The sequence below is a fragment of the Micromonospora sp. L5 genome (assembly GCF_000177655.2).
In the GTDB taxonomy this organism is placed as follows: Bacteria; Actinomycetota; Actinomycetes; order Mycobacteriales; family Micromonosporaceae; genus Micromonospora; species Micromonospora aurantiaca.
Map to the genome: position 1 here is coordinate 2,765,934 of NC_014815.1, position 15,809 is coordinate 2,781,742.

14 protein-coding genes are annotated in these 15,809 nt (G+C 72.8%); 8 read left to right on the forward strand and 6 right to left on the reverse strand.

Annotated elements, in window-relative coordinates:
- Nucleotides 1-28: 28 nt before the first annotated feature.
- The gene (locus tag ML5_RS13190) at nt 29-775 is read right to left on the reverse strand and encodes a class I SAM-dependent methyltransferase (RefSeq protein ID WP_013475016.1); all 747 of its coding nucleotides are present in this window, start codon (nt 773-775) and stop codon (nt 29-31) included.
- Between the two features lie 93 nt (nt 776-868).
- Here ML5_RS13190 and lysS point away from each other — a divergent pair, with 93 nt between their 5' ends.
- From lysS to ML5_RS13205, 3 genes are all read left to right on the forward strand, one after another.
- Entirely contained in the window at nt 869-2,377 is a 1,509-nt protein-coding gene (gene lysS, locus ML5_RS13195; protein ID WP_013475017.1) for a lysine--tRNA ligase, read from the forward strand.
- Between the two features lie 120 nt (nt 2,378-2,497).
- Nucleotides 2,498-2,848 carry an Lsr2 family protein gene (locus ML5_RS13200; RefSeq protein WP_013288952.1) on the forward strand — a complete coding sequence of 117 codons (351 nt, stop codon included), beginning with the start codon at nt 2,498-2,500 and terminating at the stop codon, nt 2,846-2,848.
- Between the two features lie 517 nt (nt 2,849-3,365).
- On the forward strand, nt 3,366-5,903 hold the full coding sequence (locus ML5_RS13205) for an ATP-dependent Clp protease ATP-binding subunit (RefSeq protein WP_013288951.1): 2,538 nt from the start codon (nt 3,366-3,368) through the stop codon (nt 5,901-5,903).
- 310 nt (nt 5,904-6,213) lie between these two features.
- Here the strand turns inward: ML5_RS13205 and ML5_RS13210 are convergent, their stop codons facing one another.
- A complete protein-coding gene (locus ML5_RS13210) occupies nt 6,214-7,113 on the reverse strand; it encodes an A/G-specific adenine glycosylase (RefSeq protein ID WP_041784511.1) in 900 nt (299 codons plus the stop codon).
- 96 nt (nt 7,114-7,209) lie between these two features.
- Between ML5_RS13210 and ML5_RS13215 the strand changes: the two genes are divergently transcribed.
- The 3 genes from ML5_RS13215 (at nt 7,210) to ML5_RS13225 (ending at nt 9,158) form a co-directional block, all read left to right on the forward strand.
- Entirely contained in the window at nt 7,210-7,722 is a 513-nt protein-coding gene (locus ML5_RS13215; protein ID WP_013288949.1) for a glycine cleavage system protein R, read from the forward strand.
- Nucleotides 7,719-8,282: a peptide deformylase gene (locus ML5_RS13220; protein WP_013288948.1), complete on the forward strand. Its 564-nt coding sequence runs from the start codon at nt 7,719-7,721 to the stop codon at nt 8,280-8,282. Before ML5_RS13215 ends, ML5_RS13220 begins: the two co-directional genes overlap by 4 nt.
- Before the next feature lie 105 nt (nt 8,283-8,387).
- Nucleotides 8,388-9,158, forward strand: coding sequence for a hypothetical protein (locus ML5_RS13225; RefSeq protein ID WP_013475019.1), 771 nt, complete (start codon nt 8,388-8,390; stop codon nt 9,156-9,158).
- An 8-nt stretch (nt 9,159-9,166) separates the two neighbouring features.
- Here ML5_RS13225 and disA read toward each other — a convergent pair whose 3' ends face one another.
- The 4 genes from disA to ML5_RS13245 all read right to left on the reverse strand — a co-directional run bounded on the left by disA (nt 9,167) and on the right by ML5_RS13245 (nt 13,770).
- Nucleotides 9,167-10,357, reverse strand: a complete 1,191-nt coding sequence (disA, locus tag ML5_RS13230) for a DNA integrity scanning diadenylate cyclase DisA (protein ID WP_013288946.1) — start codon at nt 10,355-10,357, stop codon at nt 9,167-9,169.
- Between the two features lie 138 nt (nt 10,358-10,495).
- Nucleotides 10,496-11,944: a DNA repair protein RadA gene (radA, locus tag ML5_RS13235; RefSeq protein WP_030272015.1), complete on the reverse strand. Its 1,449-nt coding sequence runs from the start codon at nt 11,942-11,944 to the stop codon at nt 10,496-10,498.
- A 104-nt stretch (nt 11,945-12,048) separates the two neighbouring features.
- Nucleotides 12,049-12,798 (reverse strand): hypothetical protein, encoded by a 750-nt coding sequence (locus ML5_RS13240; protein WP_013475021.1) that lies wholly within the window; start codon nt 12,796-12,798, stop codon nt 12,049-12,051.
- A 141-nt stretch (nt 12,799-12,939) separates the two neighbouring features.
- The gene (locus ML5_RS13245) at nt 12,940-13,770 is read right to left on the reverse strand and encodes a UbiA family prenyltransferase (RefSeq protein ID WP_013288943.1); all 831 of its coding nucleotides are present in this window, start codon (nt 13,768-13,770) and stop codon (nt 12,940-12,942) included.
- Nucleotides 13,771-13,815: 45 nt separating this feature from the next.
- On the opposite strand from ML5_RS13245, the gene ML5_RS13250 reads away from it, so the two are divergent.
- Nucleotides 13,816-14,574 (forward strand): methyltransferase domain-containing protein, encoded by a 759-nt coding sequence (locus ML5_RS13250; protein ID WP_013475022.1) that lies wholly within the window; start codon nt 13,816-13,818, stop codon nt 14,572-14,574.
- A 41-nt stretch (nt 14,575-14,615) separates the two neighbouring features.
- Complete coding sequence (locus ML5_RS13255; protein ID WP_013475023.1) at nt 14,616-15,782, forward strand: acyl-CoA dehydrogenase family protein; 1,167 nt, start codon at nt 14,616-14,618, stop codon at nt 15,780-15,782.
- Nucleotides 15,783-15,809: the final 27 nt, after the last annotated feature.

Genomic DNA, 15,809 nt, shown 5'->3' on the forward strand with positions numbered 1-15,809 from the left:
ACGCCTCCGGTAGAGGAGGGGCCCCTTCTTAACGCCGGCGCGCCCGGAGCACCATCGTGCGGTACGGCAGCTCCACGGCGTCCCGGCCGGCCAGGTCGGGGTGGCCGGCGAACAGCTCCGCCAGCTCCGCGTCGACCCGCCGCCGCTCGTCCGCGTCGGCCGTCAGCCAGAACGAGCGGGTGTGCAGCATGCCCACCACCTCGTCCGGCGTGAGCGTGGTGGCGTGCGGGAACTCGCCCACCTCGACAGCGGTGAAGGCGGCGCCGAAGTCCGCGTACCGCTGGGTCACGTCGCCCGCGTTGTCGCCGAGGTGGGCGATCCGGGTCAGCTCCGCGACCCAGCCGACCCGCTCGTCCCGGATGTTCCAGACCGGCGCGAACGTGCCGCCCGGGCGCAGCACGCGGGCCACCTCGGCGTGCGCCCGCTCCCTGTCGAACCAGTGGTAGGCCTGCCCGGCCAGCACCGCGTCCGCCGACCCGTCCGGCAGCGGCACCGCCTCGGCGCTGCCGGCCAGCGCCGTCGCACCCGGCGTCGCGGCGGCCAGTTGCGCCCGCATCCCCGGATCAGGTTCCACGGGTACGACCTGAGCCACCGGCCCGGTCAGCGCCAGCAGTCCCCGGGTGAGGATGCCCGTGCCGGCGCCGAGGTCCACGACCTGCGCGTCGTGCAGTCCGTCCAGCGCCCAGCGCAGCGCCGCCTCCGGATAACGGGGACGGAAACGGTCGTACTCGGCCGCGGCCGCACCGAACGAGAGCGCCGCAGTGGGGTCGGTCATGGCGGGCAGGTTATCCCGTAACGGCCGCCACGGCGCTTGAGTACGCTCATGTGCTGACCCCGCCGATGTCCCCAAGGCCTGAGGAAGCGTGCCGTGACCGAGCAGAACGCCCTGCCAACAGACCCCGCCGACGACCTTCCCGAGCAGATGAAGGTCCGCCGGGAGAAGCGGGACCGGATGCTCGCCGAGGGCGTCGAGCCGTACCCGGTGGGTTTCCCGCGGACCACCACGCTCGCGCAGCTGCGGGAGCGCTACGGCGACCTGCCCACCGACACCGCCACCGGCGACCGGGTCTCGGTCACCGGCCGGGTGATCTTCATTCGCAACACCGGCAAGCTCTGCTTCGCGACGCTGCGGGACGGTGACGGCACCGAGGTCCAGGCGATGCTCTCGCTGGACCGGGTCGGCGCCGAGCGGCTGGGGGACTGGAAGCGTCTGGTCGACCTCGGCGACCACGTGGGCGTGACCGGCGAGGTGATCACCAGCCGGCGCGGCGAGCTGTCCGTTCTCGCCGAGGAGTGGGCGGTGACCGCCAAGGCGCTGCGCCCGCTGCCGGTGGCGCACAAGCCGCTCAGCGAGGAGTCCCGGGTCCGCCAGCGCTACGTGGACCTGGTGGTCCGCCCGCAGGCCCGGCAGATGGTCCGCACCCGGGCCACCGCCGTCCGCAGTCTGCGCGACACCCTGCACGGGCAGGACTTCATCGAGGTCGAGACGCCGATGCTGCAACTGCTGCACGGCGGCGCGGCGGCCCGCCCATTCGTGACCCACAGCAATGCGCTCGACACGGATCTGTATCTGCGAATCGCGCCGGAACTGTTTCTCAAGCGTGCGGTGGTCGGTGGCGTGGACCGCGTCTTCGAGATCAACCGCAACTTCCGTAATGAGGGCATCGACTCTTCGCACTCGCCCGAGTTCGCGATGCTGGAGGCGTACCAGGCGTACGGCGACTACCACACGATGGCCGAGCTGACCCGAAATCTCGTACAGCAGGCCGCAGTGGCGGTCGCCGGCTCCACGGTGGTGACCCACGCCGACGGGCGTGAGTTCGATCTGGGCGGCGAGTGGCGGTCGGTGACGCTGTTCGGTGTTCTTTCCGAAGCGCTCGGTGAGGAGGTCACCGTCCGCACCGAAAGGGCACGCCTGGTCGAGTACGCGGACAAGGTCGGTCTCTCCGTCGACCCGAAGTGGGGACCGGGCAAGCTGGCCGAGGAGTTGTTCGAGGAACTGGTCGTGCCTTCCCTTCGGGCGCCGACGTTCGTCATGGACTACCCGGAGGAGACCAGCCCGTTGACCCGGGCCCACCGCAGCGAGCCGGGCCTGGCCGAGAAGTGGGACCTCTACGTGCTCGGATTCGAGCTGGGCACCGCGTACTCGGAGCTGGTCGACCCGGTCGTGCAGCGGGAACGGCTGGTGGCCCAGGCGCAGCTCGCGGCGCGCGGCGACGACGAGGCGATGCGGCTGGACGAGGACTTTCTCCGGGCCATGGAGTACGGAATGCCGCCGTCCGGCGGCATGGGAATGGGAATCGACCGGCTGCTGATGGCACTGACGGGGCTCGGAATTCGGGAAACGATCCTGTTCCCGTTGGTCCGGCCCGAGTAGGTGCTCCCCGCAAGCCTTCTCCGGCTCGTTACCCCGTCCTATTGACGGAACAAGCGCCGGACGGGTTATTGTGCTCGGTGTATTGCAGGAGTACAACCCTGCTCGAAAGGAATGTGGGACGTGGCCAAGCAGATCATTCACAAGCTGGTCGATGACCTGGACGGCGGGGACGCTGACGAGACCGTCAAGTTCGCGCTCGACGGCGTGCAGTACGAGATCGACCTCTCCGCTTCCAACGCCGGGAAATTGCGCGACGTATTCGCGCCGTACATCGCGAACGGAACGAAGGTCGGTCGCGGGGGTGTGGTCGTCGGTGGCCGGGCCGCTCGGGGCCGGGGCGGTGCGACCGCCGACCGCGAGCAGAACCGGGCCATCCGCGAGTGGGCCAAGAAGGCCGGCAAGGACATCTCCGACCGGGGGCGGATCCCGCAGGAGATCGTGGACGAGTACCACGCGAAGGCGGGGCACTGACCCCACCCTCGTCACGGGCGACGCGACGCCGGACCGGAGTGCCACCCCGGGCCGGCGTCGCCGTTTCCGTACCGGGGTCACGGTTGCGCCCAGCCGTCCCGTTCCCGTCGCCCCTGTGCCGGATGTCCGGTCCGGCCCACCGTGCCGCCCTCGCTCGCGGCGGACGGGAAGAAACCCCCGCCGGGGATGGTTGTCCACAGGCGGTGGAGACTTCATCCACAGGCTGTGGACGACCCGGCGGACGCATCGGTTGCCGCCTCCGGTTCACTCGGCCGGCCGTTCGGGTGCCGGTCGAATTTCGCTCTGCGCGTACAGGCAGGGGCCCCGGAACACCTCCTGAGCGTGGACGGTTGTCAGAAACGACGTCGGAACGGGCATTCGCGGGGGCACACGACCTCAGCGAAGACGGTCCGCGGCGATAGAGTAAGGAGGCACGGACGCCCGTCCCGGACGTCCGCGCACCGGCCCCGCCGAGATCTGACCATCAAGGCGCACGGCACGTGAGGAGCACGAGGGCATGTTCGAGCGGTTCACCGACCGAGCGCGACGGGTTGTCGTCCTGGCCCAAGAAGAGGCCCGGATGCTCAACCACAACTACATCGGTACGGAACACATCCTGCTGGGCCTGATCCACGAGGGTGAGGGTGTCGCGGCCAAGGCCCTGGAGAGCCTCGGCATCTCCCTGGAGGGCGTGCGCCAGCAGGTCGAGGAGATCATCGGCCAGGGCCAGCAGGCGCCGAGCGGGCACATCCCGTTCACGCCGCGGGCCAAGAAGGTGCTGGAGCTGTCGCTGCGCGAGGCGCTGCAGCTCGGCCACAACTACATCGGCACCGAGCACATCCTGCTCGGCCTGATCCGCGAGGGCGAGGGCGTCGCCGCCCAGGTCCTGGTGAAGCTGGGCGCCGACCTGAACCGGGTGCGCCAGCAGGTCATCCAGCTGCTCTCCGGCTACCAGGGCAAGGAGCCGGCCGCTGCCGGTGCCGCCCCGGGTGAGGCCGCGCCGTCGACCAGCCTCGTGCTGGACCAGTTCGGCCGCAACCTGACCCAGGCCGCCCGCGAGGGCAAGCTCGACCCGGTCATCGGGCGCGAGAAGGAGATCGAGCGGGTCATGCAGGTGCTGTCCCGCCGCACCAAGAACAACCCGGTGCTGATCGGTGAGCCCGGCGTCGGCAAGACCGCCGTGGTGGAGGGCCTGTCCCAGAAGATCATCAAGGGCGAGGTGCCCGAGACGCTGAAGGACAAGCAGCTCTACACCCTCGACCTCGGTGCCCTGGTCGCCGGTTCCCGCTACCGCGGTGACTTCGAGGAGCGCCTGAAGAAGGTGCTCAAGGAGATCCGTACGCGCGGCGACATCATCCTGTTCATCGACGAGATCCACACCCTCGTCGGTGCGGGCGCGGCCGAGGGCGCGATCGACGCCGCCAGCATCCTCAAGCCGATGCTGGCCCGTGGTGAGCTGCAGACCATCGGCGCCACCACGCTCGACGAGTACCGCAAGCACCTGGAGAAGGACGCCGCTCTGGAGCGTCGTTTCCAGCCGATCCAGGTGGGTGAGCCGTCGCTGGCCCACACCATCGAGATCCTCAAGGGCCTGCGGGACCGCTACGAGGCGCACCACCGCGTCTCCATCACCGACGCCGCGCTGGTCGCCGCCGCCACGCTCGCCGACCGGTACATCTCCGACCGGTTCCTGCCGGACAAGGCGATCGACCTGATCGACGAGGCGGGCGCGCGGATGCGCATCCGCCGGATGACCGCGCCGCCGGACCTGCGCGACTTCGACGAGCGCATCGCCCAGGTGCGCCGCGACAAGGAGTCCGCGATCGACGCGCAGGACTTCGAGCGGGCCGCCCAGCTGCGCGACACCGAGAAGCAGCTGCTGGGGCAGAAGGCTCAGCGGGAGAAGGAGTGGAAGGCCGGTGACCTGGACGTCGTCAGCGAGGTCGACGACGAGCAGATCGCCGAGGTGCTCGGCAACTGGACCGGTATCCCGGTCTACAAGCTGACCGAGGAGGAGACCTCGCGCCTGCTGCGCATGGAGGACGAGCTGCACAAGCGCGTCATCGGCCAGGAGGACGCGGTCAAGGCCGTCTCGAAGGCGATCCGGCGTACCCGCGCCGGCCTGAAGGACCCGAAGCGCCCCTCCGGCTCGTTCATCTTCGCCGGCCCGTCCGGTGTCGGTAAGACCGAGCTGTCCAAGGCGCTGGCCGAGTTCCTGTTCGGCAGCGAGGACGCCCTCATCCAGCTGGACATGTCGGAGTTCCACGACCGGTACACGGTGTCCCGGCTCGTCGGTGCCCCTCCCGGCTACGTCGGCTACGACGAGGGCGGGCAGCTGACCGAGAAGGTGCGTCGCCGGCCGTTCTCGGTGGTCCTCTTCGACGAGATCGAGAAGGCCCACCCGGACGTGTTCAACACGCTCCTCCAGATCCTGGAGGACGGGCGCCTCACCGACGGCCAGGGCCGGATCGTGGACTTCAAGAACACGGTCATCATCCTGACCACCAACCTCGGTACGCGTGACGTCGCCAAGGCGGTGTCGCTGGGCTTCCAGGCCTCTGAGGACTCCGAGTCGAACTACGACCGGATGAAGCAGAAGGTCAACGACGAGCTCAAGCAGCACTTCCGGCCCGAGTTCCTGAACCGGATCGACGACACCATCGTCTTCCACCAGCTGCGTCAGCTGGAGATCCTGTCGATCGTCGACATCATGATCGCCCGGATCGAGACCCAGCTGCGGAACAAGGACATGGGTCTGGAGCTGACCGACAACGCGAAGAAGTACCTCGCGAAGAAGGGCTTCGACCCGGTGCTGGGTGCGCGGCCGCTGCGCCGCACGATCCAGCGCGACATCGAGGACAACCTGTCCGAGCGGATCCTCTTCAACGAGCTGACCCCGGGTCAGATCGTGGTCGTGGACTGCGAGGGCGACCCGGAGGACATCGACAAGTCCAAGCTCGTCTTCCGGGGCGCGGACCGGCCGGACGCCGTGCCGGACGCGGTCCCGGCGGACCTCGGCGGCACCGCCGCCACCGGCGCGGACGACGCCGCATAAGTCCGCACAGTTCGAGGGCGACGGCCCCGGTAGGCGAAAGCCACCGGGGCCGTCGCCTTTCCCATGCCCACCCACCGCTCCCCAGGGTGCCGGCCGCCCAGCCTTGCTGCCGCCGCCGCCCGCCCGCCCCAGCCCTACCCGCCTCAGCCCCGCCCGCCCTAGCCCTGGTCGATCATGAAGTTGACCGCACTTGGCGCCCTATTTGTCGCCGCTAACTTCATGATCAACGGGGCGAGCCGAGGGCGGGGCGGGGGCGGGGCGGGGCGAGCCGAGGGCGGGGCGGGGGCGGGGCGGGGCGGGGCGGGGGCGGTCAGGGGAGGGGGACGGCGGGGCCGTCTCCGGCCAGGCGGAACGACTCCTCGCCCACCGGTTCCACCAGGCCGTCGGTGACCAGGCCGGCCAGCGCTCGCGCCCGCTGGACGTCGTCGTGCCAGACCTGGTCCAGCCGCTGGTGCGGCACCGGGCCGGTGGACTCCCGCAGCACCGCGAGCAGCAGTCCGCGTACCTGCCGGTCGGTGCCGGCGTAACGCTGCGGCCGGCGGGTCGGTCCCGTGGGGGCGGCCTGTCCAGAAGCCCGCCAGGCACAGCTCGACTCGACCGGGCAGATCGCGCAGCGCGGCGCGCGGGCGGTGCAGACGACAGCGCCGAGTTCCATGAAGGCGGCGCTGGCCAGCGCGGCGTCAGCCGGCTCGATCGGCAGCAGTTCCTCGGTGGCGACCAGGTCGGCCGGGCGGGTGGTGGGGCCGGCGTCGGGTTCTCCGGCGATCGCCCGGCACACCACGCGCCGGACGTTCGTGTCCACCACCGGGTGCCGCTGCCCGTACGCGAACGCGGCGACCGCGCGGGCCGTGTACGTGCCGACACCGGGTAGCGCCAGCAGTTGATCGAGCCGGTCGGGCACCACGCCGCCGTGGCGCTCCACGATCGCCGCCGCGCACTCGCGCAGGCGTACCGCCCGGCGGGGGTAGCCGAGCCGTCCCCACATCCGGATCGCCTCGGCCGGGGTGTCCTCGGCGAGCGCGCGCGGCTCGGGCCAGCGCGCCAGCCACGCCTCCCAGGCCGGTACCACCCGGACCACGGGGGTCTGCTGGAGCATGACCTCGCTGACCAGGATCGCCCAGGCGCCGATGCCGGGCTTGCGCCAGGGCAGGTCGCGGGCGTTGCGCTCGTACCACCGGCTGACCTGGGTGGCGAATGTGGGATCGGACATCGCGTCGCCGATCATGTCACGGCTGTCTTTCCCGCAGGTTGGGCGGGCCGGGTGGCCGGGCGCGATCGATCATGGGCGACGGGGCAGAATGTCCGAATGAACGAGCTCGCGATCACCGTCATCGGCCGGGACCGGCCGGGCATCGTGGCCGACGTCGCGGAGGTCCTCGCCCGGCTCGGCGCGAACCTCACCGACTCGACGATGACCCGGCTGCGTGGACACTTCGCGATGACGCTGATCTGCGTGGGCCCGGCCGCCGCCGACGTCGAGGCCGCGCTGGCCCCGCTCGCCGCCGACGGGCACCTGCTGGCGACCGTACGCGCGGTCACGCCCGACGGCGGCAGCGAGCCCACCGGGGAGCCGTACGTGCTCGCGGTGCACGGCGCCGACCGGATGGGCATCGTCGCGGCGATGACCCGGGTGCTCACCGACGCGGGCGGGAACGTGACCGACCTGAGCACCCGGCTCACCGGTTCGCTCTACGTGGTGGTGGCCGAGGTCGAGTTGCCGCCCGGTGTGTCGGACGAGGTGGCCGGCCGGCTCACCCGGGTCGCCGCGGAGCTGGGCGTGGGGGTCAGCCTCCGCCCGGCGGACACGGATCTGCTGTGACCGGGCCGGAGTACGCGGGCCTGGGCGGCTGGACCCCGGAGAAGCTCGGCATCCCCGGCGCGGTACGGGCGGTGGTCACCGCGCCGGAGCCGGTGCTGAGCCGACCGGGCCCGGAGGTCGACCCGACGTCTGCCGAGGTGGTGCGCCTCGCCGCCGACCTGGTGGCCACCATGCGCGTCTCGCCCGGTTGCGTGGGACTGGCGGCGCCGCAGGTCGGGGTGAGCGCGCAGGTGTTCGCGGTGGACGTGACGGGGCACCCGAAGGCGGTCACCGTGCACGGCACGTTCGTGCTCTGCAACGCGCGCGTGGTGGAGGCGTCCCGGTGGAAGGCCGGCCGGGAGGGCTGCATGTCGGTGCCGGACCTGACCGGCGACGTGAAGCGGGCCAGCCGCCTGGTCGTCGAGGGTGCGCTTCCCGGCAGCGGCGAGCCGGTCCGCCTGGTGACGGACGGCTTCGAGGCGCGGGCGCTCCAGCACGAGATCGACCACTGCGCGGGGCTGCTCTTCCTCGACCGGGTGGCCGGCGCGCACGCGATCTACCAGCGCAAGGTCTACCTCTGACGGTGGCGGTAGGAATCCAGTGTGGACGACGGTGGCCGTACGGCGGCGGGTTCCCGGCGCGTCGGACCGGCGAGCCGTGCGCCGCGCGGCTACGGTAGGCGCATCATGCGTCTGACGGTCGGCCCCCTGCCCCCTGCCGTGTACTGGCGGCGTCGTGCCGTCGTGCTCGGAGCGGGGCTGCTCTTCCTGATTGTCCTGCTGTATTCCTGCACCGGTACGGATCGCAACACCGGCGCGCCGGGCACCGACCCGTCCCCGACCGGTTCCGCCGGGGCTCAGCCCGACCCGTCCGGCTCGGTGCTGACTCCGCAGTCGGGCAGCCCGTCGCCGGCACCGGGCGACACCGGGGGCGGCGGCGCGAACAACGGCGGCGGGAACACAGGCGGCGAGAACACCGGCGGCGGGAACGACGGCGGGGGCGCGAACAACGGGGGCGGCACCGGCAACGGTGGCGCGACCGGTCAGCCGGTCTCCGACGACGGCACCTGCACCGACTCCGAGCTGCTGGTGACGCCGGTCGCGGTGCCGCCCACCGCCCAGCGGGGCACCGTGGTCACGCTGCGCCTGAAGGTCAAGAACGTGTCGAACCGTACGTGCAGCCGCGACGTCGGCGCCGACCTCCAGGAGCTGTACGTCAAGTCGGGCGCGGAGAAGATCTGGTCGTCGGACACCTGCGGCACCGGCAAGGGCTCGGACGTCCAGTCGTTCACGCCGAACTTCGAGCGCTCCTACGAGCTGGGCTGGAACGGGCGGCTGGACAACAGGTGCGCGAGCGGGCTGGCCGGCGGCGACTTCGCCGCGATCGGCGCGTACCAGGTGTTCGCCCGCGTCGGCACCAAGATCAGCGAGCCGGTGAAGCTGACCATCACCGGCTGAGCGGTCGGTCAGACGTACCGTTCGAGGATGCTCGCCTCGGCGAGCCGGGACAGGCCCTCGCGGACACCGCGGGCGCGGGCGTCGCCCACGCCCTCGACCGCCTGGAGGTCTTCCACAGTCGCGCCGAGCAGCCGCTGGAGGCTGCCGAAGTGCACCACCAGCCGGTCGACGACGGCGACCGGCAGCCGGGGCACCTTGGCCAGCAGGCGGAACCCGCGCGGGCTGACCGCCGCGTCGAGCGCGTCCGAGGCGGACGGGTAGCCGATCGCCTTCGCCACCGCCACGAGGTCGATGAGCTCGGTGGCGCTGAGCAGGTCGAGCTCGACGAGCGCCTCGTCGAGCGTGCGCGACTTGCGGCCGGTCGGCAGGTAGTCGCGGATGACCAGAGTGCGGTCGGCGTCCACGCCGGCCATCAGCTCGTCGAGCTGAAGGGCCAGCAGGCGGCCGTCGGTGCCCAGCTCCACCACGTAGCCGGCGATCTCGTCGGCGATCCGCCGGACCATCTCCAGCCGCTGCACCACCGCCACCGCGTCGCGGACGGTGACCAGATCCTCGATCTCCAGCGCGGAGAGCGTGCCGGAGACCTCGTCCAGCCGCAGTTTGTAGCGCTCCAGCGTGGCGAGCGCCTGGTTGGCGCGGGACAGGATGGCCGCCGAGTCGTCGAGCACGTGCCGCTGACCGTTGACGTAGAGGCTGATGATCCGCATCGACTGGCTGACCGAGATGACCGGGTAGCCGGTCTGCCGGGCCACCCGCTCGGCGGTGCGGTGCCGGGTGCCGGACTCCTCGGTGGGGATGGACGGGTCCGGCATCAGGTGCGCGCCGGCCTGCACGATCCGGGTGCCGTCGCTGGACAGCACCACCGCGCCGTCCATCTTGCACAGCTCACGGACCCGGGTGGCGGAGAACTCCACGTCCATCGGGAAGCCGCCGGTGCAGATCTGCTCGACCACCTTGTCGTAGCCGAGCACGATCAGCGCGCCGGTGCGGCCGCGCAGGATCCGCTCCAGGCCGTCCCGCAGGGCGGTGCCGGGAGCCATCAGGGCGAGGTTGGCGCGCAGCGGATCGGCGCCGGCCCCGCCGCCGACGCTTCCGTTGACGCTCACGCTGATGGCACGAGCGGGGTTGCCGCTCACGGCGCCGGTACGGGCGTGCGGCGTCGCCGTTGCGGGCTTGGTGGCATCGCGGTCGATCGGCACGGGCACAGTCTACGGACTGCCATGCGGTGGGTGCTCTCGTGGTTACTGTGATGTGTCACGATGCCCGGCTCGGGCGGGTCGGCGTGGCCTGCGTGGCCTGCGTGGCCTGCCCGGAAACGCCCGGCGGATGCCACCGTGTCACTCCGCCGACGCGCGGGCGGCCGCCTGGAGTGCGGCACGCACGTCGGTGACCTCGATCACGCGCATGTTCTCCGGCCCGGCGCCGCTGCTCTCCGGCCCGCACCCGGGCGGCACGAGGGCCAGCCGGAAGCCGAGCCGGGCGGCCTCGGCCAGCCGCCGGGGCACCGCGCCGACGCGACGGACCTCGCCGGTGAGACCCACCTCGCCGATGGCCACCAGATGCGGGTTGAGCGCCAGGTTGAGCCCGCCGGAGGCGACAGCGAGCGCCACCGCCAGGTCGGCCGCCGGCTCCACCACCCGGATGCCGCCGACGGTGGCGGCGAAGACCTCCCGGTCGTGCAGCGTGAGCCGCTCGGTGCGGCGCTGGAGCACCGCGAGGACCATCGCGAGCCGGGCGCTGTCGAGGCCGGAGACGGTACGCCGCGGCGAGCCGGCCACGGTGGCCCCGATCAGCGCCTGCACCTCGGTCACCAGCGCCCGGCGCCCCTCCATCGCCACCGTCACGCAGGTGCCCGGCACCGGTTCGGAGTAGCGGGTCAGGAACAGGCCGGACGGGTCGGCCAGGCTGCTGATGCCGCCCTCGTGCATCTCGAAGCAGCCCACCTCGTCGGCCGCGCCGAAGCGGTTCTTCACGCCGCGCACCATGCGCAGCGAGGAGTGCTTGTCGCCCTCGAAGTGCAGCACCACGTCGACCAGGTGCTCCAGCACGCGAGGACCGGCCACCTGGCCGTCCTTGGTGACGTGCCCGACCAGCACGGTGGCGATGCCGCGCTCCTTGGCCACCGCGACCAGGGCGGCGGTGACCGCGCGGACCTGGGTGACGCCGCCCGGCACGCCCTCGGTGCCGGTGGTCGAGATGGTCTGCACCGAGTCGAGCACCAGCAGCCCCGGCTTGACCGCGTCGAGGTGGCCGAGCACCGCCGACAGGTCGCTCTCGGCGGCCAGATAGAGCTGGTCGTGCAGGGTGCCCATCCGCTCGGCGCGCAGCCGCACCTGGCTGACCGACTCCTCGCCGCTGACCACCAGCGACGGGCTGCCGGCACCGGCCGCCCACTGCTGGGCCACGTCGAGCAGCAGCGTCGACTTGCCCACCCCGGGCTCACCGGCGAGCAGCACCACAGCGCCGGGGACCAGGCCGCCGCCGAGCACCCGGTCGAGCTCGCTCACACCGGTGGGACGGGCCCGGGCCGGCGCGGCGCTGATCGTGGCGATCGGCCGGGCCGGTTCGGCCGGCATCCGCGAGCTGACTACCCGGCCGGAGACCATCGGGCCGGTGACCGTGCACTCGACCACCGAACCCCACTCGCCGCACTCGGGGCACCGGCCCACCCACTTCGGGGGCTGGTGGCCGCAGGCGTCGCACTCGTAGGCCGGGCGGGGTTCGCGGGTGGCGGCGCGACCGCGGCCGGCGCCGGCACGGGAGGGGGTCGATCGGGGCGTGGTCACCACCGGACGCTAACCGGCCCGTACGACGAAAGCCCACCCGGAACGGCGACACCGCCGGCGTGGCGCTGGCCACGGCGGCGGTGCCGACGGAAGGAGGGGAGAGGTCAGTGGCCGCCCTCGGCGCCGCCGTCCTCACCCGCGTGCTCACGCGGGTTCACGATCTTCGACGGCGTGGCCTCCGGGGTCAGCGGGATGCCGATCGGCGCCGGGGTCTTGACGACCCTGCCGTCGCCGAAGTCGAAGGTCAGGTTGACCTGCTGGCCGACGAGCAGCTTCTCGTTCAGGCCGACGAGCTGGAGGAACCGCGGGTTGCCGGCGTTGAGCTGGGCGTAGCTGAGGGCCGGGATCTCGATCCGGGCCGGCTGACCGGCGGGCGCGGACTCGCTCTCGCTCGGCGACGGGCTGGCCGACGGCGACCCGGTCACCTCCAGCGACTGGCTCGGCGACGCGCTCGGGTCGCTCGCGGTCGGCGAGGTGGTGACCGGCTCGGTGGGCGAACCGGTCGGGGTGGCCGCGCCGCTCTCACCCGCGCCGGAGCCGGTGAGCACGATCTCCCGCGCGCTGTCGGTGGTGACCGTCACTGTCACCGGCTTCTCGCTGTCGTTGTAGATCACCACGTTGACCGGCGCGTTCGACCCGGCCTCGTAGCCCTTCGGGCCCGGGAACTGCACGTAGAGCCCGCGCACCTTGAAGAGGTTGTCGGAGGTCTGGACGTTGACGCCCTGTACCGACGGGATCTTGTTGGCGGTCTCGGAAATCTGCCCGGCGCCGCACCCGGACAGCAGCAGGCTCGCCGCCGCCGTGCCGGCCAGCAGCAGGGCCGGCCCCCGGGAACCCCTGATCGAGCGCGTCACGTCGGTCCTCCTCGTCACGATCCCCGCCCGGTCGACCACCGGGCACGGGGTGGCCATACCCGCGCAGACCGCGCTCCAGGGTAGTTGGAGCTGATCGAGGCCCGCACGCGGACCCGGCAATGCCACCTCGGAGTGGACTCCTCAGACCACCCGGCCGCTCGTCACCAGCAGCACCACATCGATGAGCGCCACCACCAGGACCGCCCGGAAGGCGGTCGCCGAGCGTCCGGCTGTCGCGCGTCCCGCGTACCAGCCGACCGCCGGCACGGCCACGGCGGCGGCGACCGCCGACAGGCCGGTCCACGACGGCGGCCCGGGCGGGCCGAGGACCAGCGCGACGGTGGCCGCGAGCAGCAGCCCGGCGGCGGCCAGCCGGCTGCCCACCGGCCCGAGCCGGTGCGGCAGGCCGCGCACCCCGGTCCGGGCGTCGTCGGCCAGGTCCGGCAGCACGTTCGCGAAGTGCGCGCCGGCGCCGAGCAGCGCGGCGGCGGCCACCAGCCAGGCCGGGGGCACCGGCGAGCCGGGCAGCGCCAGCACCACGAACGCGGGCAGCGCGCCGAACGAGACCGCGTAGGGCAGCACCGACACCGGCGTCGACTTCAGCGGCCGGTTGTAGAGCAGCGCGGAGACGAGGCCCAGCGTGGCGCAGGCCGCCGCGGCCGGGCCGCCGGCCAGCGCGAGCACCGGCACGGCGACAGCGGCCACCGCCGTGGCCCGGGCCAGCGTCGGCCGGGCGACCTCGCCGGTGGTCACCGGTTTGTCGGTACGCCCCACAGCGGCGTCCCGCTCGGCGTCGATCAGGTCGTTGCTCCACCCGACCGCGAGCTGGCTGGCCAGCACCGTCAGCGCCACGAGCACGACACCCGCCGCCGAGTGCCCGACACCGGCGGCGAGCAGCGCGGCGACCACCGTGACCGCCGCCGCGGGCTCCGGATGGCTCGCCCTGACCAGCCCTAACACCCGTGTCGACATAAGGGAAGTCTGGTCGTTACCGGGCAGTCGTGCCACGCTCGACGCATGCCCGACGCGTCGCCGGTGTCCACTCCGTACCGGGTGCTGCCGCCGAACGACCCCCGGCAGTACGACGACCTGGCCGGCGAGTGGTGGCGGCCGGACGGCGCGTTCGCGATGCTGCACTGGCTGGCCCGGGCCCGGGCGGCGCTGGTACCAGCGGCGTCCACCCCGGACGACCTGCTCGTCGACCTGGGCTGTGGCGCCGGGCTGCTGGCGCCGCACCTGGCCGGCAAGGGTTACCGCCACGTCGGGGTCGACCTGACCCGCTCCGCGCTCGACCAGGCCGCCGCGCACGGCGTGACAGTGGTCCAGGCCGACGCGACGGCGGTGCCGCTGGCCGACGGCTGCGCGGCGGTGGTCTCCGCCGGTGAGCTGCTGGAGCACGTGCCGGACTGGCGGCGGGCGGTCGCCGAGGCGTGCCGGCTGCTGCGCCCGGGCGGCCTGCTGGTGCTGGACACGCTCAACGACACGCTGCCGGCCCGGCTGATCGCTGTGGAGCTGGGCGAACGGCTGCCCACAGTGCCGCGCGGCATCCACGACCCGCGGTTGTTCGTCGACGCCCGCGCGCTGGTCGCCGAGTGTGCCCGGCACGGCGTGTCGTTGACGGTGCGCGGGGTCCGGCCGGAGCTGGGCGGCACGCTGGCCTGGCTGCTGCGCCGCATGCGCGGCGGCGCCGACCGTCCGGGCAGGACCGAACCGCGCATCGTGCCGACCCGGTCGACGGCGGTGCTGTACCAGGGCTGGGGGCGCCGGGGCGGGTAGCCGGGGCCGCCCGGGGTAAAGGACGCCGAGAAGGGGGCGACATGACTGTGCACGCGCTGGAGGCGGCCCGCCGGTTGGCGCCGCGACTGGCCGCCCGCGCGGCCGAGCACGACCGCGACGGCTCGTTCCCCGTGGCCGACTTCGCGGACCTGCGGGCAGCAGGGCTGTTCGGCTTGATGGTGCCCCCCGAGCTGGGCGGCACGGGCGCGAGCTTCGCCGAGTACGCCGCTGTCGCCACCGAGCTGGCCCGGGGCAACGGCGCGACCGCGCTGGTGTTCAACATGCACGCCTCGGTCACCGGGGCGCTCGGCGCGGTCACCGAGGAACTGGCCGAGGCGCTCGGCGTACCGGACGAGGCGCTGGCGGCGCGGGACCGGCTGCTGCGCGCGGCTGCCGACGGCGCCTGGTACGCGGTCGCGATGAGCGAACGCGGCGCCGGCGCCCGGTTGTCCCAGCTCAGCACCGCCTACGAGCCGGTCGACGGCGGCTGGCACATCAAGGGCAGCAAGACGTTCTGCTCCGGCGCAGGCCACCCGGACGGCTACCTGGTGGCCGCCCGCAGCACCGCTGACCAGTCCGTCGTGTCGCAGTTCCTGGTCCCGGCCGGGGACGGGATCACCGTCGAGCCCACCTGGGACTCGCTCGGCATGCGGGCCACCTCCTCGCACGACGTGCACCTGGACGTGACGGTCCCGGCCGACCGGCTGCTCGGCGGCGTCGAAGGGCTGGCCCTGGTCGTCGCCCAGCTCATGCCGCACTGGCTGGTGGCGAGCTATGCGGCGGTCTACGTCGGCGTGGCCCGGGCCGCCATCGACGCCGCGGCCGAGCACCTCAACGCCCGCAACCTCGCCGGGCTGCCCGCGGTGCGGGCCCGCCTGGGCCGGGCCGACGCGGCCACCGCCGCCGCCGAACTGGTGGTCGCCGAGGCGGCCCGCCGGGTCGACGAGGCACCCGGCGACGCCGAGACGAACCGCTGGGTGTGGCGGGCCAAGCTGCTCGCCGGCACCACAGCCGCCGAGGTGGCGGCCTCCATGCTGGAGGCGGCCGGTACGTCGGCGACCCGCCGCGGGCATCCGCTGGAGCGGCTCTACCGGGACGCCCGCTGCGGCTCGCTGCATCCGGCCACGTCCGACGTGTGCGCCGACTGGCTCGGCATCGCCGCACTGGGCGGCGACCCGGACCGGGACAGTGCGCTCCCTCGTTGGTGAGCGCGAGGAGTGAGCCGGTTTTGCGAG

Excerpts from the sequence above, each read along its gene's own strand:
- ML5_RS13250 (WP_013475022.1), top strand. The coding sequence starts at position 13,816 with ATGCCCGACGCGTCGCCGGTGTCCACTCCGTACCGGGTGCTGCCGCCG.
- ML5_RS13190 (WP_013475016.1), bottom strand. The coding sequence starts at position 775 with ATGACCGACCCCACTGCGGCGCTCTCGTTCGGTGCGGCCGCGGCCGAG.
- ML5_RS13215 (WP_013288949.1), top strand. The coding sequence starts at position 7,210 with ATGAACGAGCTCGCGATCACCGTCATCGGCCGGGACCGGCCGGGCATC.
- ML5_RS13210 (WP_041784511.1), bottom strand. The coding sequence starts at position 7,113 with ATGTCCGATCCCACATTCGCCACCCAGGTCAGCCGGTGGTACGAGCGC.
- ML5_RS13205 (WP_013288951.1), top strand. The coding sequence starts at position 3,366 with ATGTTCGAGCGGTTCACCGACCGAGCGCGACGGGTTGTCGTCCTGGCC.
- ML5_RS13245 (WP_013288943.1), bottom strand. The coding sequence starts at position 13,770 with ATGTCGACACGGGTGTTAGGGCTGGTCAGGGCGAGCCATCCGGAGCCC.
- ML5_RS13225 (WP_013475019.1), top strand. The coding sequence starts at position 8,388 with ATGCGTCTGACGGTCGGCCCCCTGCCCCCTGCCGTGTACTGGCGGCGT.
- ML5_RS13255 (WP_013475023.1), top strand. The coding sequence starts at position 14,616 with ATGACTGTGCACGCGCTGGAGGCGGCCCGCCGGTTGGCGCCGCGACTG.